We start from the raw sequence: 20,126 nt of genomic DNA on the forward strand, positions 1-20,126 counted from the left end.
GAGCCAGAAATTGCTGACGAGGCGGCACAACTCCGCGCGAAACCTCGCATTATCGGTTTTGCAGTGTAAAGAAAAGCGCACTCTGTGCGACAAAAGAAAACGGCTCCCGCAGGAGCCGTTGAAACGCTTTAGAAATCGTAGCGCAGACGCACCAGGTTCACGTTGCCCAGTGACTTGTCGGTGCTGGAGGTGATGACATACTCGTAATCGACACGGAAGCCGTAATCCAGCTGCGCACTCACGCCAACGCCGTTATCAATACGCTTGTAGTCACGTCCGTTGACGAACTCCAGACGGTCGCCCATGAAGTAAGGCTGGATAGATTTCACCGCATACTGGCCAATTGGGAACTTGTAGCCGGCAAAGTATTCGATGCCCCACGCGTCATCCGCGAAGTAGTTGTTAACGGTATTGCGTTTGGTTGGGGAGAAGTTCTCATACCAACCCGCACCGGCTGACAGCGTCCAGTTATCCGGTGTCCAGCTCAGAGCGGTACCGTAGATATTCTGGTCATAACGTTTGCTGTCGCCATTGTTTGGATTGCGGATATCGGCGCGGGTGTAGTTCCACGCGGTTCCCCATGCCAGATCTTTGGTGATGTGGTAGTTCACACCCAGCGAGCCGCCGCCTTTACGCTTGTAGCGCAGGCCGTTGCCTGGCAGGAACTCGTTATCTTCAAACAGGTACGACGCATACACATCCGCATCGCCGAAGGTGTTTTTGTACTTCAGCATTTTGCGCGAACGGTAAGAACCATCGTAGTCGCCGCTGATGCCGTTACCCGGCGCCTGGGCCAACATGTCGTAATCCCAGATATCGGTCTTCGCACCCACGACATCGTAGTAAACGCTGTTCTGCTGACCAAAGTAGAGCTCACCCAAGGTGGCGCTTTTGAAGCCAGTATAGAGTTGGCGACGCGAGGTGTTATTCGCACCATCCGCATGATGATTGTCCCAACCCCACCAGGCCGGGAAGTTAACGCCCAGCTCGTAGTAACCTACCCAGCTAACATCGTCAAACAGGTAATAATTGGCGGTGAAGCGGAAACGCGAGCCGCCGTCGTAGCCATTACGCTTGTACGATTTGTCGTTCACGCCATTCTGATGCTGGAACTGCGGACGAATACTGCCGCCCACTTTGAAGTCGAGACGGCTCAGCGGATCGCCCGCCTGTGGATCCTGCTTGAGTAAAGTAATTTCCGCCTGGCTGGCGAGTGGCGCCGCTGCGAGTAACGCAGCAATAGCGCTGAGAGTGAAAGCACGCATTTGCATTTTTTATATCCCAGTTAAGGTGAGCGCTCTATTGGTGAGCGAGCGAAATAGTACGGTGCGCTGACTGGGTTCTTATTTATAATTTTGTGCGGATATTCCGAGGTGTAACGCTTTCCGCATCAACTGATAAAACATATGTCAAATCAATAGGATTTTTACAGATAAGCAAATGCGGGCATTAGTAAAAGGATAAAAAAAACGGCCCCCGCAGGAGCCGTTAGTTTATCGCCAGCTGGAATCAGCCTTTAATTTGCGCGTGCATTTCCTGCACCGAAATTACCTGCTCCGTCGGATCCGCGTTCAGCGCCATCGCTGTGGCAAAGCCGCCGTTCAGCGTGGTGTCGTAATGCACTTTATACTGCAGCGCGCTACGACGAATCAGTTTGGAGTCTTCAATCGCCTGACGTCCTGCCGTGGTGTTGACGATGTAGGTATATTCGCCGTTCTTCAGGCGATCCTGAATGTGCGGACGACCTTCATGCACCTTGTTCACCAGACGTGGATTGATGCCCGCTTCGCCCAGCACCACTGCGGTACCGTGTGTCGCATCCAGCTCGAAACCAAACTTCTGCAGTTTTGCTGCCAGGTCGACGATACGTTTCTTATCGCCTTCACGCACTGACAGCAACGCGCGACCGGTTTTCTTCATGTTGCTCTGCGCACCCAGCATCGCTTTGGCGAAGGCTTCAGCGAAGGTGCGACCCACGCCCATCACTTCACCGGTAGAGCGCATTTCTGGGCCGAGGATCGGGTCAACGCCTGGGAACTTGTTGAATGGCAGCACCACTTCTTTCACCGAGTAATACGGTGGAATCACTTCTTTAGTGACGCCCTGCTCAGCCAGCGTTTTACCTGCCATCACGCGCGCGGCAACCTTCGCCAGCGCCACGCCAGTGGCTTTCGACACGAACGGCACGGTACGCGCGGCACGTGGGTTCACCTCAATCAGGTAAACTTCATTGTCCTTCACTGCAAACTGCACGTTCATCAGGCCACGTACGTTCAGCTCGAAGGCCAGTTTTTCCACCTGCTGACGCATCACGTTCTGGATTTCAGTGCTCAGCGTGTAGGCCGGCAGTGAACATGCGGAGTCACCGGAGTGCACGCCCGCCTGCTCGATGTGCTCCATGATGCCGCCAATCAGCACGCGCTCGCCGTCGCAAATCGCATCGACATCCACTTCAACCGCATCGTCGAGGAAGCGATCCAGCAGCACCGGCGCATCGTTAGAGACCGACACCGCCGTCTGGAAGTAACGCTTCAGGTCGATTTCGTCGTAGACGATCTCCATCGCGCGGCCGCCAAGCACATAAGAAGGACGCACCACCAGCGGATAACCGATACCCGCGGCTTTCTCAACGGCCTGTTCCAGCGTGGCAACGGTGGCGTTAGCCGGCTGCTTCAGGCTTAGGCGATCAACCGCCTGCTGGAAACGTTCACGGTCTTCTGCACGGTCAATTGAGTCCGGGCTGGTACCAATCACCGGAACGCCAGCCGCTTCCAGCGCGCGTGCCAGTTTCAGTGGCGTCTGGCCGCCGTACTGTACGATGACGCCTTTCGGTTTCTCGATACGCACGATTTCCAGCACATCTTCCAGCGTGACCGGCTCGAAGTAGAGGCGATCTGAGGTATCGTAATCGGTTGAAACGGTTTCCGGGTTACAGTTAACCATGATGGTCTCGTAACCGTCTTCACGCAGCGCCAGCGCCGCATGCACGCAGCAGTAATCGAACTCGATGCCCTGGCCGATACGGTTTGGACCACCACCCAGAATCATGATTTTTTCACGATCCTGGTTTGGATTGGCTTCGCACTCTTCCTCGTAGGTTGAGTACATATAGGCGGTGTCGGTGGCGAATTCAGCCGCGCAGGTATCAACGCGCTTATAAACCGGATGCAAGTTAAATTGCTGACGCAGCTTACGGATTTCGCCTTCAGATACGCCCGCCAATGCAGCCAGACGCAGGTCGGCAAAGCCTTTACGCTTCAGCGCACGCAGGAATTCCGCGTTCAGCGAGTTCACACCTTCGCGCTCAACCTGCTCTTCCAGGCGCACCAGCTCTTCAATCTGCACCAGGAACCAGCGATCGATGTTAGTGAGGTTGAACACGCCATCCACTGACATGCCCGCACGGAACGCATCGGCGATGTACCAGATGCGATCGGAACCGGCATCTTTCAGTTCGCGGCGAATGCGCGTTAACGCTTCCGGATCGTCGAGGCTGACTTTCGGGTCGAAACCGTTGGCGCCGACTTCCAGACCGCGCAGCGCTTTCTGCATCGATTCCTGGAAGGTGCGGCCAATCGCCATCACTTCACCGACCGATTTCATCTGCGTGGTCAGACGATCGTTGGCACCGGCGAACTTCTCGAAGTTGAAGCGAGGGATCTTGGTAACGACGTAGTCGATAGAGGGTTCGAACGACGCAGGCGTTAAGCCGCCGGTGATGTCGTTCATCAGCTCATCAAGGGTGAAGCCCACCGCCAGTTTCGCCGCCACTTTGGCAATCGGGAAGCCGGTCGCTTTCGAAGCCAGCGCTGACGAACGCGATACGCGCGGGTTCATTTCGATGACGATCATTCGGCCATCTTTCGGGTTCACTGAGAACTGGACGTTAGAACCGCCGGTTTCGACACCGATTTCACGCAGTACCGCCAGCGAGGCGTTACGCATGATTTGATACTCTTTGTCGGTCAGGGTTTGCGCGGGCGCCACGGTGATGGAGTCACCGGTGTGGATGCCCATCGCATCGAAGTTTTCGATCGAGCAGACGATGATGCAGTTGTCGTTTTTATCACGCACCACTTCCATCTCGTACTCTTTCCAGCCAATCAGCGACTCATCAATCAGCAGCTCATTGGTTGGCGACAAGTCCAGACCGCGTTCGCAAATCTCTTCGAACTCTTCGCGGTTATAGGCGATACCGCCGCCGGTGCCGCCCATCGTAAAGGAAGGGCGGATGATGCACGGGAAACCAACGACTTCGGTAATCGCCAGCGCTTCTTCCATGGTGTGTGCGATACCGGAACGTGCGGTGCCCAGACCAATGCTCTTCATCGCTACGTCGAAGCGACGACGATCTTCAGCTTTATCAATGGCATCGGCAGTTGCACCAATCATGGTGACGCCGAACTCAGCCAGCACGCCCTGACGCTCCAGCTCCAGCGCACAGTTCAGCGCTGTCTGGCCGCCCATGGTTGGCAGCACCGCATCCGGACGCTCTTTTTCAATAATCTTGCGCACGACTTCCCAGTGAATCGGCTCGATGTAGGTCGCATCGGCCATTTCCGGGTCGGTCATAATGGTTGCCGGGTTCGAGTTCACCAGAATGACGCGGTAGCCCTCTTCACGCAGCGCTTTACACGCCTGCGCACCGGAGTAGTCAAATTCACATGCCTGGCCGATTACGATCGGGCCAGCACCAAGAATCAGGATGGATTTTATGTCTGTACGTTTTGGCATCGTGGGCTCCTGATTACTTCGCGTTAGAACGGTATGCTTCGATCAGTTCGATAAAGTGATCGAACAGTGGCGCCGCATCGTGCGGGCCTGGGCTCGCTTCCGGGTGTCCCTGGAAGCTGAAGGCCGGTTTGTCAGTGCGATGAATGCCCTGCACGGTTTGGTCGAACAGCGACACATGCGTCACGCGCAGATTGGCTGGCAACTGACTGTCATCAACCGCAAAACCGTGGTTCTGTGCGGTGATCATCACGGTGTTGTTATCAAGATCTTTCACCGGATGGTTGCCGCCGTGGTGGCCGAGTTTCATCTTGATGGTTTTGGCACCGCTCGCCAGCGCTAACAGCTGATGGCCAAGGCAGATACCGAATACCGGAACATCGGTTTTCAGGAACGCCTGAATGGCGTTAATGGCGTAGTCGCACGGCTCCGGGTCGCCAGGACCGTTCGACAGGAAAATACCGTCTGGATTGAGTGCCAGAACGTCTTCCGCCGGAGTTTGCGCAGGAACTACCGTCAGGCGGCAGCCGCGATCCACCAGCATGCGCAGGATGTTGCGCTTAGCGCCGTAATCGTACGCCACCACATGGAACGGCAGCTCTTCCGCCGTTTTCTGCTCCGGCAGGTCACCTTCCAGTGTCCAGCTGCCTTGCTGCCACGCGTAGGTTTCTGCGGTGGTCACTTCTTTCGCCAGATCCATGCCTTTCAAGCCTGGGAACGCCTGCGCTTTCTGCAGCGCCAGGGCGGCATCCGGATTATCACCCGCAATAATGCAGCCGCTCTGTGCGCCCTTCTCGCGCAGCAAACGGGTCAGTTTGCGCGTGTCGATATCGGCGATGCCAACGATGTTATTGCGCTGCAGGTAAGCTGCCAGACTTTCTTCACTGCGGAAGTTGCTGGTAATCAGCGGCAGATCGCGAATAACGAGGCCTTGAGCATGGATTTGGCTGGATTCTTCATCGGCGGCGTTAACGCCAACATTGCCGATATGGGGATAAGTGAGGGTAACGATTTGGCGGGAATAGGAAGGATCAGTGAGGATTTCTTGATAACCGGTCATTGAAGTGTTGAAAACAACTTCCCCCACTGCCGACCCCGTAGCCCCGATGGCCCGACCGTGGAATTGGGTTCCGTCTTCCAGAACCAAGAGCGCTGACTTAATCAAAACATCCTCCAGGGAATAAACAGTCACAATATTTGCATATTAATTCAAAAGCAGTGCCAGAATCAATGCAAAACCCGCCTGAGTACTCGAATTTTGGCAAATTGCGCGCATTCTAATGATCGCCCCGCACCTTGTCTACAACATGTGGTTATTTTTTTGTATATTTCGGGCAACTGAATGTTAAAAACGGTGAAAGGCGATAAAAGAGTGAGATAACTCGGAAAAATAATCGGTTGCCTGACGGCGATAGTGGCAAAGTGGTGCTAGCGCGCATAAATTTTTGACCAAATGGTCAAAATTAGCCATCGAAAGCCTGATAATCACCCACTAACTACGACAAATAAGCATTTCGAAACCAAAATATAGCAAAGAGGTTATTTGCAGATAAAATAAAGGGCAATAATCACATTGCCCTCGTCAATCAAGGTCTTACCGATTGAAATAACCACATCACGATGGTTCACAACACTCACAACATCGATAAATCCAGCACGTCACGCATATCATAAAGGCCAGATTTCTTGTTCTTTAACCAGCTTGCCGCTTTAACTGCACCATTTGCAAAGGTCATACGGCTGGAAGCCTTGTGGGTAATCTCTACACGCTCACCAATATCTGCAAACATCGCCGTATGTTCGCCGACGATATCGCCGGCACGCACGGTGGCAAATCCGATGGTTTGCGCTTTACGCTCACCGGTATAACCTTCACGGGCATACACCGCGTGTTCATCCAGATTCCACTTCATGGCATCGGCAATCGCTTCGCCCATCGCCAGCGCAGTGCCTGATGGTGCATCAACTTTGTGACGATGGTGCGCTTCTACAATTTCAATGTCCGCGTAGTCGCCCATCACCTTCGCCGCCTGTTGCAGCAGATTCAGCACCAGATTGACGCCCACGCTGAAGTTGGCGGCAAACACGATGGCAATCTCTTCGGCAGCCGCGCGAATCGCCGCTTTGCCTGCTTCATCAAAACCGGTGGTACCGATTACCATCGCTTTATTGTGCTGGCGGCAAAAGGCCAGATACTCCAGCGTGCCTTCCGGACGGGTAAAATCGATCAGGACATCGAAGTCGTTAACCACCTTTTGCAGATCGTCAGAGACGATCACGCCCGTTTTGCCGATGCCCGCCAGTTCGCCAGCATCTACACCCAGCAATGACGAACTGCTACGCGCCAGTGCTGCGCCAAGCGCAACACCTTCCGCCTGCTGTACGGCCTGAATCAAATTGCGTCCCATGCGGCCCGGCGCACCAACGATAGCAATGCGGATTTCACTCATAATTATTCATTCCTGATACAAATCTATGCATGTAAAGCGTAAACAGGTTAACGGTGAGATAACAGTCACGCCACAATAATAAAGGGATATAAGAATTTTATGCCAGCCGCGAAACATTATCAGTAAAAGCAATCCCGCATGCTGGAAGTAGGATTTCTGGCTGCGACAGGCAAAGAAAAGGCCGAACAATGTCGGCCTGATTTTACTGCGGTGTGAGCCGCTTACTGCACGTTTCGCACTTCTACGCGCAGCTCTTTCGGTACTTCAAACACGATGTTCTCTTCGCGGCCAATCAGCTCAATCGCCGCTTCACCGCCGAGCTCACGCAGACGCTGAATCACCTGCTGCACCAGAATATCAGGAGCAGAAGCGCCCGCCGTGACACCGATGATCTGCTTGTCTTTGACCCACTCTTCCTGGATGTCATCAGCCGAATCAATCAGCTTCGCCAGCTTACCAGCACGCTGCGCCAGTTCGGCCAGACGATTGGAGTTAGAGGAGTTTTTCGAACCGACGACCAGCACCACTTCCGCATCACGCGCCAGCACGCGTACTGCTTCCTGACGGTTGGTGGTGGCGTAGCAGATGTCATCTTTACGTGGGCCGATAATCGCCGGGAAGCGCTGACGCAGCGCATCAATCACGTCCGAGGTATCATCGACTGACAGCGTGGTCTGCGTCATAAAGCACAGGTTGCTCTCATCCTTCACGTTCAGCTTGAACACATCTTCCGGCGATTCCACCAGATACATGCCGCCGTTGGGATTGCTGTACTGGCCCATGGTGCCTTCCACTTCCGGATGCCCCGCGTGACCAATAAGAATCGCTTCGACACCTTTGCGGCTGGCGCGCGCCACTTCCATATGCACTTTGGTCACCAGCGGACAGGTCGCATCAAACAGCATGGTGAGGTTACGTGCTTTGGCTTCGGCGCGAACCGCTTGCGATACGCCGTGTGCGGAGAAGATCAGAATGGCGTTATCCGGCACTTCAGCGATCTCTTCAATAAAGATCGCCCCGCGCTCGCGCAGGCTGCTGACGACGTAGCGGTTATGCACCACTTCGTGACGCACGTAGATCGGTGCGCCGTACATCTCCAGCGCGCGCTCAACGATGCTGATGGCGCGATCAACGCCTGCGCAGAAACCGCGTGGGTTAGCTAACAGGATTTGCATCGTTGGCCTCCAGCGCCGGATCAATCTCCAGCACTTCAATATCAAACTGAATGCGCTGACCCGCCAGCGGATGGTTGAAGTCTACAGTGATCGAGTCGCCGGAAACTTCACGGATCACGCCAGGCATTTCGCTGCCGCCGCGGCCGCTGAACAGCATGATGGCACCCACTTCCGGCTCGCCCGCATCGTTAAAGTCACGACGTGAGAAGTACTGAACCAGATCCGGGCTGGTGCCGCCAAACGCATCTTCCGGCTCCAGCGTAAAGGCGTGCTTATCGCCCACTTTACGTCCGAGTAGCTGCTGTTCCAGCGCGCCCGACAGGCTGCCATCACCCAGACGGAACAGCGCAGGTTTGCCGTTGGCGCGCGTGGATTCGGCCGTCGAGCCATCCTCCAGCTTCAGCGTAAAATGCACCAGCAACGCGCTATCGCGCTGAACTAAGTCTGTCATCAGTTACCCTTTCTGTTTAGCCGGTTTGCCGTTCGGGCTGAGAAAACCTTCCAGCACCACCAGCGCCGCGCCGATGCAGATGGCACAGTCGGCGATGTTAAAGGTCGCGAAGTGCCAGTCACCGACATAGAAGTCGATAAAATCGACCACAAAGCCGTGATACGAACGGTCAAACAGATTACCCAACGCCCCGCCGATAATCAGCGCGTAGGCAATATTGGTTAATTTGTTGCTGGCAGCGTTGCGATACATCATTACCAACAGCGCCACCACGATAGCAATGGCGATGCCGGCAAAGAACCAGCGCTGCCAGCCGCCTTTGTCGGCCAGGAAGCTGAACGCCGCGCCATAGTTGTGCGCGTAGAACAGGTTCAGGAACGGCATCAGCGGCTGCGTTTCATGCAGCATCATGTTGTTGATGACCCACATCTTGCTGCCAAAATCGATGGCAATCACCACCAGCACCAGCCAAAGCCAGCGCAAACCGGTTGAAGAGAGCGCTTTACTCATCAGGCAAATTTCCGCTGTTCGCCATTGCCGGCGACGTTGGTGTAGCAACGACCACACACCGCAGCATGCTCCGGATTCTGGCCAACGTCAGTAGTGTAATGCCAGCAGCGCGGACATTTCTCGCCTTCTGCTTTGTGCAGCGCGATTTTCAGACCTTTGAACAGCTCGCTCTGCTGCGCTTCATCGCTGGCAGTGGCGTAATCCGCCACGGTCGCGCCTGAAGTTAACAGCACGAAACGCAGCTCATCACCCAGCGCCTGCAGCTTGGCTGCCAGCCCGGCATCCGCATACAGCGTAACCGTCGCTTCCAGCGCGCCACCGATGCGTTTGTCGCTACGCGCTTGCTCAATCACCTTGTTCACTTCGCCACGGACTTTCAGCAGATCATCCCAATAGGCGTCGTTCAGCGTTTCGTTATCCGCCAGACCAAACAGATCCTGATACCACTCTTCGGTGAACACGTATTTCGCGCGCTCACCCGGCAGGTAGCCCCAGATTTCGTCTGCGGTGAAGGACATGATTGGCGCCATCCAGCGCACCAGCGCTTCAACGATGTGCCACAGCGCGGTTTGGCAGCTGCGACGCGCCAGGCTGTCGCCTTTCGCGGTGTACTGACGATCTTTGATCACATCGAGATAGAACGAGCCCATTTCGATCGAGCAGAAGTGCATCAGACGCTGTACCACTTCGTGGAAATCGTAGTTTTCGTAGGAGTGCACGATATCCTGCTGCGCTGCCAGCGCACGGCCAACCGCCCAGCGATCCACCACCACCATCTCTTCCGGCTTGACGCAATCGGTCGCCGGGTTGAAGCCCGCAAGGTTTGCCAGCAGGAATCGCGCGGTGTTACGGATACGACGATAGCTGTCTGCGGCACGCTTCAGGATTTCGTCGGAGACCGCCATCTCACCGGAATAATCGGTAGAAGCGACCCACAGACGCAGAATATCCGCGCCCAGCTTATCCATCACATCCTGCGGCGCCACGGTGTTGCCGATCGATTTCGACATCTTGCGGCCCTGACCATCCACGGTGAAACCGTGCGTCAGTACCTGACGATAAGGCGCTTTGCCTTTCATCGCAGTAGAGATCATCAGAGAAGACATGAACCAGCCGCGATGCTGATCCGAACCTTCCAGGTACATATCTGGCGTATGGCCACCGAATTCCGGACGCGCATCCACCACCGCGTAGCTGGTTGATCCGGAGTCGAACCAGACGTCTAAGGTGTCTGGCACTTTAACGTAGTGGTCAGCGTCATCGCCCATCAGGTCGCGCGGATCGAGATCCCACCACGCCTGAATGCCGTCCTGCTCAACCCGTTTCGCAACTTTCTCCATCAGCTCCAGCGTATCCGGATGCAGCTGCTCGCTCTCTTTATGCACGAACAGCGCCATCGGCACGCCCCACGTACGCTGACGCGAGATACACCAGTCCGGACGGTTCGCTACCATCGCTTCGATACGCGCCTGGCCCCAATCCGGGATCCACTGCACGCCTTTGATCTCTTTCAGCGACTGCGCACGCAGGCCTTTCTGGTCCATGCTGATGAACCATTGTGGCGTGGCACGGAAGATAATTGGCGTTTTGTGACGCCAGCAGTGCGGGTAGCTGTGCAGCAGTTTCTCAACGTGCAGCAGCGCGCCCTTCTCTTTCAGCAGCTCAACGATCATGTCGTTGGCTTTAAAGACGTTGACGCCATCAAGCGTAGGGTAGGTGCCTGGCAGATACGCGCCATCCGGACCCACCGGATTGGCGGTTTCCAGACCGTATTTCTGACCGATAACATAGTCATCCGGGCCGTGGCCTGGCGCGGTATGTACCGCACCGGTACCGGCTTCCAGCGTCACGTGCTCACCCAGAACCACTTTCGATTGGATCTGCTCGAGGAACGGATGCTGGAACAGCTGCAACTCCAGCGCCGCACCGTTGCATTCGCCCAGCACTTTCCAGTCGCTGATGCCCGCGCGCTTCATCACGCTCTCAACCATCTCTTTGGCGAGAATCAGGCTGCGACCGTCGATCTGCAGCAGCTGGTATTCAAATTCCGGATGCAGCGAGATACCGCGGTTGGCTGGCATGGTCCACGGCGTGGTGGTCCAGATTACCAGTGAAACCGCGCCTTCTGACGCGGCGACGCCAAACTTCGCGCGCACCGCATCGGCATCAACGGCATTGAACATCACGTCGATGGATGGCGAGGTTTTGTCGTAATACTCAACTTCCGCTTCAGCCAGCGCCGAGCGGCAATCCATGCACCAGTGCACCGGCTTCGCGCCTTTGTGCAGATGGCCGTTGCCGATGATTTTACCCAGCGCACGAATGATGTTGGCTTCGGTCTGGAAATTCATCGTCAGATAAGGACGATCCCAGTCACCGAGCACGCCGAGACGGATGAAGTCATTTTTCTGGCCTTCAACCTGCTCCGCCGCGTATTGGCGGCAAGCGGCACGGAATTCAGCCGCGCTCACTTTCTCGCCCGGCTTACCAATCATCTGCTCAACTTTGTGCTCAATCGGCAAGCCGTGGCAGTCCCAGCCTGGAACGTACGGCGAGTCGTAGCCCGCCATGCCTTTCGACTTAACGATAATGTCTTTCAGAATCTTGTTAACTGAGTGACCAATATGAATGCTGCCATTCGCATAAGGAGGGCCATCATGCAAAATAAAGGTTTTTTTCCCTTTTTTGGCTTCGCGGATGATGCCGTACAGGTTGTCATCATACCAACGTTGAAGCATTCCCGGTTCACGCTTGGCCAGATCGCCACGCATCGGGAACCCCGTTTCCGGCAAATTCAGGGTAGATTTATAGTCACTCATCAGATTCTCGATTCCGTATTTCGGTCATTAAACCGGTGTTTTTAGCCCAAAGAATTGGCGGGCCGTCACCACATCTTTCGCAATTTGTTCTTTCAGCGCATCCAGCGAAGCGAAACGCTGTTCATCGCGAATCTTCTGTTTCAGCACCACTTCAATGTGACGCCCATAGAGATTCATATGTGTGTCGAGCAGATGAACTTCAAGCTGCTGACGTAAACCTTTTACCGTTGGGCGCGTACCGATATTGGCCACGCCGGGCAGCGGCTGATCGCCGAGGCCCAACACTTCCACCGCAAACACGCCTTTAACCGGCGTAACGGTGCGACGCAAAGGGAGGTTGGCCGTAGGGAAACCGATGGTGCGCCCGAGTGCATCGCCATGCACTACGCGACCTGAGATGCTGAACGGATGGCCCAGCAGCGCTTCGGCTTGCGCAAAATCATCCTGCGCCAGCGCCTGACGAACGGCGGTGCTGCTGATGCGCTTGCCGCTGTCACAATATGTCTGGGTGCTGATGACCTCAAAGCCATACTCCGCACCGGCTTTCTGTAATAACAGGAAATCCCCCTGGCGACCAGCGCCGAAGCGGAAATCATCGCCGACGGCAAGGAACTTGACGTTCAGCTTGTCCACCAGCAATTCGGAAATAAAACTCTGCGCCGAATGCGCAGCGAAGCGACGATCAAAACGTACGCAGAGTACGGCATCAACGCCCGCTTGTTCGAGGTACTTCAGCTTTTCACGCAAACGCGTAAGGCGTGCCGGGGCTTTGTCGCCGGCAAACAGCTCAAGCGGTTGTGGCTCAAATACCATCACCACCACCGGCAGATTGCGTTTTCGTCCTTCGGCAATCAGCTGCGCCATCAAAGCCTGGTGGCCGCGATGTACGCCGTCGAAATTGCCAATGGTCAGGACGCAGCCGCGATGCTGCTCTTTCAGATTATAAATACCGCGGATAAACTTCATGGCTGACTCAAACCGGTGGAAATCGGCGGATTATACCCTTGAATGGCGTTTAGGTTAACCCGTATACGTGCCTTTCCTGCTTCTGGAGCGGCTTATTCCACGTGTGGCCAGTTGCTTAGCAAGGATCTGAAGATTTTTGCTGCGAAATACTGTATTCAACGCCGCGTTGCTGGTAGAATCCTGCGCCATCAATTACGTAATCGAGTGTTGTTTTTAAAACGACGCTTATTTGCACAAATCCATTGACATAAGAAGGCGCAAAAGGCATAGTCCTCGGCCTTTGATTTGTCCATATAGATCACATTTGGGAGTTGGACCTTGGCTAATATCAAATCAGCTAAGAAACGCGCCGTAACATCTGAGAAACGTCGCAAGCATAACGCAAGCAACCGTTCAATGATGCGTACTTTCATCAAGAAAGTATACGCGGCTATCGCAACAGGCGACAAAGCTGCTGCGCAGAACGCATTCAACGAAATGCAACCACTCGTGGACCGTCAGGCTGCTAAAGGTCTGATCCACAAAAACAAAGCTGCACGTCATAAAGCAAACCTGACTGCTCAGATCAACAAACTGGCTTAATCGCCCGTCTGTTTATCGCTTTGTAAAAAAGAACCGGCGCTTAGCCGGTTTTTTTATGCCTGCGATTCAGTGGTAAACAGCGCACTAAAGTCGCGATGGCAGATCCGCTGTACCGCTGGATGCTGAATCATTCGTTCGGCAAAGATCACGTGATACTCCTCCATCACCGCATCCAACCGCCCAATCTCTTTGATGGCGTCATCCCGGTAAATCTCGTCGCCATACAGCGTCGGAGCCACAAATATCGCGTTGTTCAGCGCACCGAAAGCCTTCATTAATGCCGCATCATCAAACTCCCCCAGAATCTCCACCTGCAAGCCCTGGCTGTGAATCCAATTCAGCAATTTACGTCCCAGCATCGAGCGACGGCCCGGAATCAGCAAGCGCCGTTCTTCAAGGCAGGCGGGAAAAGGTAGCGTCGGCAAAGGCGTGTTGCACCAGAAGCTAATTGGACACTCGCCCAGCTTGACCGAAAACAGCCCTTCCTGCTGAGTCGAATCAATCGGGCAATCGGAAAGGATCATATCCAGCTTGTGCTGGCTGAGCTGCTCCAGCAGCATCTCGTGTGTCGATTCAAAGCAGCGCAGATGAATTCTCTCCTCAGCCACCACCGCAGCCTCCAGCACTTTGCTGACCAGTTGCTTCGACAACGCATCCGCCACGCCAACATCAAACAGCAGATGTGACTCTTTGCGGTAGTTAACGATATCGAGCATCTCCTGACTCAGCATGAACATGCGGTCGGCATAGCGAAACACCAGCTGACCAAGTTCCGTCGGCACCAAACCGCGCCCCTGACGACGAAACAGCACGCCGCCGAGTTGCTCTTCCAGCGATTTAATCTGGCCGGTAACCGTTTGTGGTGCCAGACACAGCACATCCGCCGCGCGCACCACCGAACCGGTTTTACACACCTGCCAGAAATAGTAGAGATGATTAAAGTTGAGCTGATTCATCGGAAAAAAAGGAGGCTTTCGCCTCCTTCCTCTTTTAACGCAGTTTGATGCGCAGCAGCGTGTAACCAATCACCGCTGAGAGCAGCGAGCCACTGAGAATCCCCAGTTTGGAGAAGGTCACCAGTTGCTCATGGGCGGCATCAAACGCCAGCGAACTAATAAAGATCGACATGGTAAAGCCGATACCGCACAGCACACCAATCGCCATGATATCGCGTATCGTGGTGCCCGCCGGTAACACCGCCAGCCGCCACTTCACCGCCAGCCAGCAGAACAGCGTGATGCCTAACGGTTTACCAATCAGCAAGCCGAGAATGATGCCCAGCGGCTCTGGCGACAGCGTATCCATAAAGGTGATGCCGCTCAGCGAGATGCCGGCGTTGGCAAAGGCGAACAGCGGCAGAATCAGCCAGTTTACCCACGGCATTAAACCATGCGCCAGATGCTCGGCCGGAGAGTGGCCGTTCTTCTCTTCCAGCGGCACGAAGAAGCCAACAATCACGCCCGCCAGCGTCGCGTGCACGCCCGATTTGAGCACCGCCGTCCACAGCACAATGCCGACTAACATATAGATGGCAATGTTACGCACGCCGCAGCGATTGAGAATCGCCAGCAGCACAATCGCACCCGCCGCCACGCTCAATGACAACACCGAAAGATCGCTGGTGTAGAACAGCGCGATAATCACGATAGCGCCGAGATCATCAATAATCGCCAGCGCCATCAGGAACACTTTCAGCGCGGTTGGCACGCGGCTGCCCAGCAGCGCCAGCACGCCCAAAGCAAAGGCGATATCGGTCGCGGTAGGAATCGCCCAGCCGTTACGTGCAATAGGATCGCCGTGGTTGAAGAACAGGAAAATCAGTCCTGGCACAACCATACCGCCAATTGCCGCAATCACCGGGAAAATGGCGCGGTCGCGGCTGGCGAGTTCACCGGTGATCAGTTCACGTTTCACTTCCAAACCAATTACCAGGAAGAACAGCGCCATCATGGCATCGTTGATCCACAGCAGCAGGTTTTTGCTGATGTCTAAAGCGCCGAAGCGAATCTGCACCGGCTCGGCAAGAAACGATTGGTAACCTTGAGCGGTTTCCGCGCTGTTAGCCAGAATCATCGCCGCGACGGCCGCCAGAATCAGCACCATGCCGTTGCTGGCATCACTGGCAATAAAGCTTTTCAATAAGCTTCGAATAGAACGGGGTTTGTTCACAACTCCTCCTGAGTAGAGACATTTTGGCTGAGAAGTGTAGCGATTCGAACACCTCGTTAAAAGCAGCTTATTTCTCAGTAAATACTCGATAATACCGATGATTTTAATTAGCGTTTTAGCGCAAATCAAATGATGGGCAGAATTGAGCTTATATCAAGAGCGACGCGTTGGCGGGAAAACATAAAAAAAGCGGAGAGTTTCCTCTCCGCTTCATTAGGCATGTCAGACGGGATTAACGTGTTAAATCGTCAAAGAACTTCTTCACGCCGTCGAGGAAACTTTTGGAACGCGGGCTGTTTTTCTCGCCGCTCGGGCCACCAAAGCTCTCTTCCAGGTCGCGCAGCAGCGCTTTCTGTTTGTCGTTGAGGCTGACTGGCGTTTCCACCACCACACGACACAGCAAATCGCCTACCGCTCCGCCACGCACTGATTTCACGCCTTTACCGCGCATACGGAACAGCTTGCCAGTTTGCGTTTCAGACGGCACTTTCAGGTTCACACGACCATCAAGCGTTGGCACTTCAATTTCGCCACCCAATGCTGCCATGGCAAAGTTGATCGGCACTTCGCAGTACAGGTTGTTATCTTCACGCTCGAAGATCGGGTGTTTTTTCACCGAAACCTGAACGTACAGATCGCCTGCTGGTGCGCCGTGTTCGCCTGCTTCACCTTCGCCGGTCAGACGAATGCGATCGCCGGTATCCACGCCCGCTGGAATTTTCACCGACAGGGTTTTGCTACGCTCAACACGACCGTGACCATGACAAGCATTGCACGGATCTTTGATTACTGAACCGCGACCGTGACAGGTCGGACACGCCTGCTGCACGGTGAAGAAGCCCTGACGCATTTGCACCTGGCCCGCACCGTGACAGGTATGACAAGTCTGCGGTTTGGTGCCCGCTTTCGCGCCGCTGCCGTGGCAGACATCGCACTCTTCCAGCGTAGGAATGCGGATCTCTTTGGTCACGCCGCGTACCGCTTCTTCAAGCGTCAGCTCCATGTTGTAGCGTAAATCGGCGCCACGTGCGGCACGCTGACGGCGGCCACCACCAAAAATATCGCCAAATACGTCGCCAAAGATATCACTGAAGTCAGCTCCGCCGCCGCCACCAAAGCCGCCACCGCCGCCCATGCCACCTTGTTCAAAGGCTGCGTGACCGTATTGGTCATAGGCCGCACGCTTCTGCGCATCGGTCAGGATTTCGTAGGCTTCCTTGATTTCTTTAAACTTTGCTTCGGCTTCTTTGTTATCCGGGTTACGGTCCGGATGGTATTTCATCGCCAGGCGCTTGTAGGCCTTTTTGATTTCACGCTCATCTGCGGATTTAGAGACGCCTAAGATCTCGTATAAATCACTCTTAGCCATATTTGTTCTGCCCTTAACATGATCGCACGGGCGTGGAGAAATCTCCTACGCCCGTGCTGGTTTCAACGGCTGTCAGGCCAGCCGTCGCGCCCGGTCAGGGGCAATTATTTTTTGTCTTTAACTTCTTCGAATTCAGCGTCGACAACATCGTCATCTTGCTTAGCAGACGCATCACCTGCATCAGCCGCCTGACCCTGCTGCTGTGCCAGCTCCATCAGTTTGCTGGACACTTCCATCAATGCCTGCATTTTGGCTTCGATTTCTGCTTTGTCTTCGCCTTTCAGCGCGGTGTTCAGCTCGGTCAACGCAGCTTCGATTGGCGCTTTGTCGTCAGCAGACAGTTTGTCGCCCGCTTCGTCCAGCTGCTTACGGGTGCTGTGCGAAATCTGATCGCCCTGGTTACGCGTCTGAACCAGCTCTTCGAACTTACGGTCAGACTCGGCGTTCGCTTCCGCGTCACGCACCATTTTTTCGATCTCTTCTTCGTTCAGACCAGAAGAAGCCTTGATGGTGATCTTCTGCTCTTTACCGCTGTTTTTGTCTTTCGCAGACACGTGCAGGATACCATCCGCATCGATATCGAAGGTGACTTCGATCTGCGGCATGCCGCGCGGTGCAGACTGAATACCGTCGAGGTTGAACTGGCCCAGTGATTTGTTATCGCCTGAACGCTTACGCTCACCCTGCAGCACGTGAATCGTCACGGCAGACTGGTTATCTTCAGCGGTTGAGAACACCTGGCTGTGCTTGGTTGGGATAGTGGTGTTCTTGCTGATCAGCGAAGTCATCACGCCGCCCATGGTTTCGATACCCAGCGACAGCGGAGTCACGTCCAGCAGCAGAACGTCTTTCACTTCACCCGCCAACACGCCACCCTGAACCGCAGCACCAACCGCTACCGCTTCATCCGGGTTCACGTCTTTACGTGGCTCTTTACCAAAGAACTCAGTCACTTTCGCCTGAACCATTGGCATACGCGTTTGACCGCCCACCAGGATCACGTCGTTGATGTCTGAAACAGACAGACCTGCATCCTGCAGAGCCACTTTCAACGGCTCGATTGAGCGAGAAACCAGATCTTCAACCAGTGATTCCAGTTTCGCACGCGTTACTTTGATGTTCAGGTGCTTAGGACCGGTCGCATCCGCCGTGATGTACGGCAGGTTAACGTCGGTCTGCTGCGCTGAAGACAGTTCGATTTTAGCTTTCTCTGCCGCTTCTTTCAGACGCTGCATGGCCAGCGGATCGTTGTGCAGATCGATGCCCTGATCTTTCTTAAATTCGGCCACCAGATAGTTAATCAGACGGCTATCGAAGTCTTCACCACCAAGGTGGGTATCACCGTTGGTTGCCAGAACTTCAAAGGTTTTCTCGCCATCAACTTCGTCGATCTCAATGATTGAGATATCGAAAGTACCGCCGCCCAGGTCGTATACCGCGATGGTGCGGTTGCCCTGACCTTTATCCAGACCGTAAGCCAGTGCAGCAGCAGTTGGTTCGTTGATGATACGTTTTACTTCCAGACCCGCGATACGGCCGGCATCTTTGGTCGCCTGACGCTGCGCATCGTTGAAGTAAGCTGGAACGGTAATAACCGCTTCAGTGACTGCTTCACCGAGGAAATCTTCCGCGGTTTTCTTCATCTTTTTCAGCACTTCAGCAGAGATCTGCGGCGGTGCCATTTTCTGGCCCTTCACATCAATCCATGCGTCGCCGTTGTCTGCGCCGATGATTTTGTACGGCATGATTTTGATATCACGCTGTACTTCTTCGTCCTGGAAGCGACGGCCAATCAGGCGCTTGATCGCAAACAGGGTGTTCTGCGGGTTGGTCACAGACTGACGTTTAGCCGGTGAACCAACCAGAGTTTCGCCATCCTGTGCATACGCAATGATCGACGGCGTGGTGCGATCGCCTTCGGCGTTTTCCAGCACGCGTGCTTTACCACCATCCATAACTGCAACACATGAGTTGGTTGTACCCAAGTCAATACCAATAATCTTACCCATCTAAACGTCTCCTACTTAAATTCTTTGCCAATTTGGGTTGTGAAACAGAGATGCGGTCAAACTGACCACTTTCAACTGCTGAAGCAGGCTTTTTTTGCTGCCTCACAACGCTCGATGACAAGTAAATGGGGCCGGTTCGATGCGCATCAAGGGTTAAAACTAAAAAAAATTTCATTCTCTGGTCGATTCAGATCAAAGTTGGCCAAAAAGAGGCCGCTTATTATGCAGCGCCTCGCGCCCCCAGCGGTTTGCGCAGGTAAACCACGAACAACATTTTAAACGCGGCTTCTGAGGAATTATGAGCAACACCACGCTGGCGAATCCCGCCCCGTTGGGCCTGATGGGATTCGGTATGACCACCATCCTGCTCAACTTACACAACACCGGCCTGTTTGCAATGGATGTGATCATCCTGGCGATGGGGATTTTCTACGGCGGCATCGCGCAAATCTTTGCCGGGCTGCTGGAGTATAAGAAAGGCAACACCTTCGGGCTGACCGCCTTTACCTCTTACGGCAGCTTCTGGTTAACGTTGGTGGCGATTCTGCTGCTGCCGAAACTGGGGCTGGCAGAGGCGGCCGACGGCCACTTCCTTGGCGCGTATCTCGCGCTGTGGGGCGTGTTCACCGCGTTCCTGTTCTTCGGCACGCTCAAGTCACCGAAAATGCTGCAGTTCATCTTCGCCAGTCTGACGCTGCTGTTTGCGCTGCTGGCTATCGGCCACCTGACCGATAACGCGGGGCTGCTGCGCTTTGCCGGCTGGATTGGCATTATTTGCGGATCGAGTGCGTTCTATCTGGCGATGGGCGAAGTGCTGAATGAGAAATTTGGCCGCACGATCTTGCCGATTGGCGAGTGACAAATGAAAAGCGGAGCTGGCTGGCTCCGCTTTTTG

Annotated in this window: 15 protein-coding genes; 2 read left to right on the forward strand and 13 right to left on the reverse strand. The window is 54.6% G+C overall.

From position 1 onward, the window contains the following. Positions 1–128 precede the first annotated feature (128 nt). The 9 genes from HX773_RS05425 to ribF form a co-directional block, all read right to left on the reverse strand. Positions 129–1,271: a porin gene (locus tag HX773_RS05425; RefSeq protein ID WP_176970730.1), complete on the reverse strand. Its 1,143-nt coding sequence runs from the start codon at positions 1,269–1,271 to the stop codon at positions 129–131. A 238-nt stretch (positions 1,272–1,509) separates the two neighbouring features. Then, positions 1,510–4,734, reverse strand: coding sequence for a carbamoyl-phosphate synthase large subunit (carB, locus tag HX773_RS05430; protein ID WP_176970731.1), 3,225 nt, complete (start codon positions 4,732–4,734; stop codon positions 1,510–1,512). A 13-nt stretch (positions 4,735–4,747) separates the two neighbouring features. After that, positions 4,748–5,896 carry a glutamine-hydrolyzing carbamoyl-phosphate synthase small subunit gene (gene carA / locus HX773_RS05435; RefSeq protein WP_176970732.1) on the reverse strand — a complete coding sequence of 383 codons (1,149 nt, stop codon included), beginning with the start codon at positions 5,894–5,896 and terminating at the stop codon, positions 4,748–4,750. Positions 5,897–6,365: 469 nt separating this feature from the next. After that, positions 6,366–7,181 carry a 4-hydroxy-tetrahydrodipicolinate reductase gene (dapB, locus tag HX773_RS05440; RefSeq protein WP_176970733.1) on the reverse strand — a complete coding sequence of 272 codons (816 nt, stop codon included), beginning with the start codon at positions 7,179–7,181 and terminating at the stop codon, positions 6,366–6,368. Positions 7,182–7,402: 221 nt separating this feature from the next. After that, the gene (ispH, locus tag HX773_RS05445) at positions 7,403–8,356 is read right to left on the reverse strand and encodes a 4-hydroxy-3-methylbut-2-enyl diphosphate reductase (protein ID WP_176970734.1); all 954 of its coding nucleotides are present in this window, start codon (positions 8,354–8,356) and stop codon (positions 7,403–7,405) included. Further along, positions 8,337–8,807 (reverse strand): FKBP-type peptidyl-prolyl cis-trans isomerase, encoded by a 471-nt coding sequence (gene fkpB / locus HX773_RS05450; RefSeq protein ID WP_101762146.1) that lies wholly within the window; start codon positions 8,805–8,807, stop codon positions 8,337–8,339. Before fkpB ends, ispH begins: the two co-directional genes overlap by 20 nt. A 3-nt stretch (positions 8,808–8,810) precedes the next feature. Continuing rightward, positions 8,811–9,317, reverse strand: coding sequence for a signal peptidase II (gene lspA, locus HX773_RS05455; protein ID WP_101762147.1), 507 nt, complete (start codon positions 9,315–9,317; stop codon positions 8,811–8,813). Next, complete coding sequence (gene ileS / locus HX773_RS05460; protein WP_176970735.1) at positions 9,317–12,136, reverse strand: isoleucine--tRNA ligase; 2,820 nt, start codon at positions 12,134–12,136, stop codon at positions 9,317–9,319. Before ileS ends, lspA begins: the two co-directional genes overlap by 1 nt. A gap of 27 nt (positions 12,137–12,163) precedes the next feature. Beyond that, complete coding sequence (gene ribF, locus HX773_RS05465; RefSeq protein ID WP_176970736.1) at positions 12,164–13,102, reverse strand: bifunctional riboflavin kinase/FAD synthetase; 939 nt, start codon at positions 13,100–13,102, stop codon at positions 12,164–12,166. 318 nt (positions 13,103–13,420) lie between these two features. Between ribF and rpsT the strand changes: the two genes are divergently transcribed. Then, the gene (gene rpsT / locus HX773_RS05470; protein ID WP_036619798.1) at positions 13,421–13,684 is read left to right on the forward strand and encodes a 30S ribosomal protein S20; all 264 of its coding nucleotides are present in this window, start codon (positions 13,421–13,423) and stop codon (positions 13,682–13,684) included. 53 nt (positions 13,685–13,737) lie between these two features. Here rpsT and nhaR read toward each other — a convergent pair whose 3' ends face one another. The 4 genes from nhaR to dnaK all read right to left on the reverse strand — a co-directional run bounded on the left by nhaR (position 13,738) and on the right by dnaK (position 19,231). Next, positions 13,738–14,640 carry a transcriptional activator NhaR gene (gene nhaR, locus HX773_RS05475; RefSeq protein WP_176970737.1) on the reverse strand — a complete coding sequence of 301 codons (903 nt, stop codon included), beginning with the start codon at positions 14,638–14,640 and terminating at the stop codon, positions 13,738–13,740. A gap of 34 nt (positions 14,641–14,674) precedes the next feature. Further along, positions 14,675–15,853, reverse strand: coding sequence for a Na+/H+ antiporter NhaA (gene nhaA, locus HX773_RS05480; RefSeq protein WP_176970738.1), 1,179 nt, complete (start codon positions 15,851–15,853; stop codon positions 14,675–14,677). Positions 15,854–16,085: 232 nt separating this feature from the next. Further along, complete coding sequence (dnaJ, locus tag HX773_RS05485; RefSeq protein WP_176970739.1) at positions 16,086–17,222, reverse strand: molecular chaperone DnaJ; 1,137 nt, start codon at positions 17,220–17,222, stop codon at positions 16,086–16,088. Between the two features lie 104 nt (positions 17,223–17,326). Continuing rightward, entirely contained in the window at positions 17,327–19,231 is a 1,905-nt protein-coding gene (gene dnaK / locus HX773_RS05490) for a molecular chaperone DnaK (protein WP_176970740.1), read from the reverse strand. Between the two features lie 298 nt (positions 19,232–19,529). Between dnaK and satP the strand changes: the two genes are divergently transcribed. Continuing rightward, positions 19,530–20,090 carry an acetate uptake transporter gene (gene satP, locus HX773_RS05495; RefSeq protein WP_176970741.1) on the forward strand — a complete coding sequence of 187 codons (561 nt, stop codon included), beginning with the start codon at positions 19,530–19,532 and terminating at the stop codon, positions 20,088–20,090. Positions 20,091–20,126 lie beyond the last annotated feature (36 nt).

Origin of the sequence: Pantoea sp. B9002 (genome assembly GCF_013385945.1) — a bacterium.
GTDB lineage: Bacteria > Pseudomonadota > Gammaproteobacteria > Enterobacterales > Enterobacteriaceae > Pantoea.

Bases quoted from the DNA above. Each gene is read 5' to 3' on its own strand.
- carB (WP_176970731.1), bottom strand. From the start codon at position 4,734: ATGCCAAAACGTACAGACATAAAATCCATCCTGATTCTTGGTGCTGGC.
- HX773_RS05425 (WP_176970730.1), bottom strand. From the start codon at position 1,271: ATGCAAATGCGTGCTTTCACTCTCAGCGCTATTGCTGCGTTACTCGCA.
- dnaK (WP_176970740.1), bottom strand. From the start codon at position 19,231: ATGGGTAAGATTATTGGTATTGACTTGGGTACAACCAACTCATGTGTT.
- ribF (WP_176970736.1), bottom strand. From the start codon at position 13,102: ATGAAGTTTATCCGCGGTATTTATAATCTGAAAGAGCAGCATCGCGGC.
- satP (WP_176970741.1), top strand. From the start codon at position 19,530: ATGAGCAACACCACGCTGGCGAATCCCGCCCCGTTGGGCCTGATGGGA.
- dapB (WP_176970733.1), bottom strand. From the start codon at position 7,181: ATGAGTGAAATCCGCATTGCTATCGTTGGTGCGCCGGGCCGCATGGGA.
- lspA (WP_101762147.1), bottom strand. From the start codon at position 9,317: ATGAGTAAAGCGCTCTCTTCAACCGGTTTGCGCTGGCTTTGGCTGGTG.
- dnaJ (WP_176970739.1), bottom strand. From the start codon at position 17,222: ATGGCTAAGAGTGATTTATACGAGATCTTAGGCGTCTCTAAATCCGCA.
- fkpB (WP_101762146.1), bottom strand. From the start codon at position 8,807: ATGACAGACTTAGTTCAGCGCGATAGCGCGTTGCTGGTGCATTTTACG.
- nhaR (WP_176970737.1), bottom strand. From the start codon at position 14,640: ATGAATCAGCTCAACTTTAATCATCTCTACTATTTCTGGCAGGTGTGT.
- ispH (WP_176970734.1), bottom strand. From the start codon at position 8,356: ATGCAAATCCTGTTAGCTAACCCACGCGGTTTCTGCGCAGGCGTTGAT.
- ileS (WP_176970735.1), bottom strand. From the start codon at position 12,136: ATGAGTGACTATAAATCTACCCTGAATTTGCCGGAAACGGGGTTCCCG.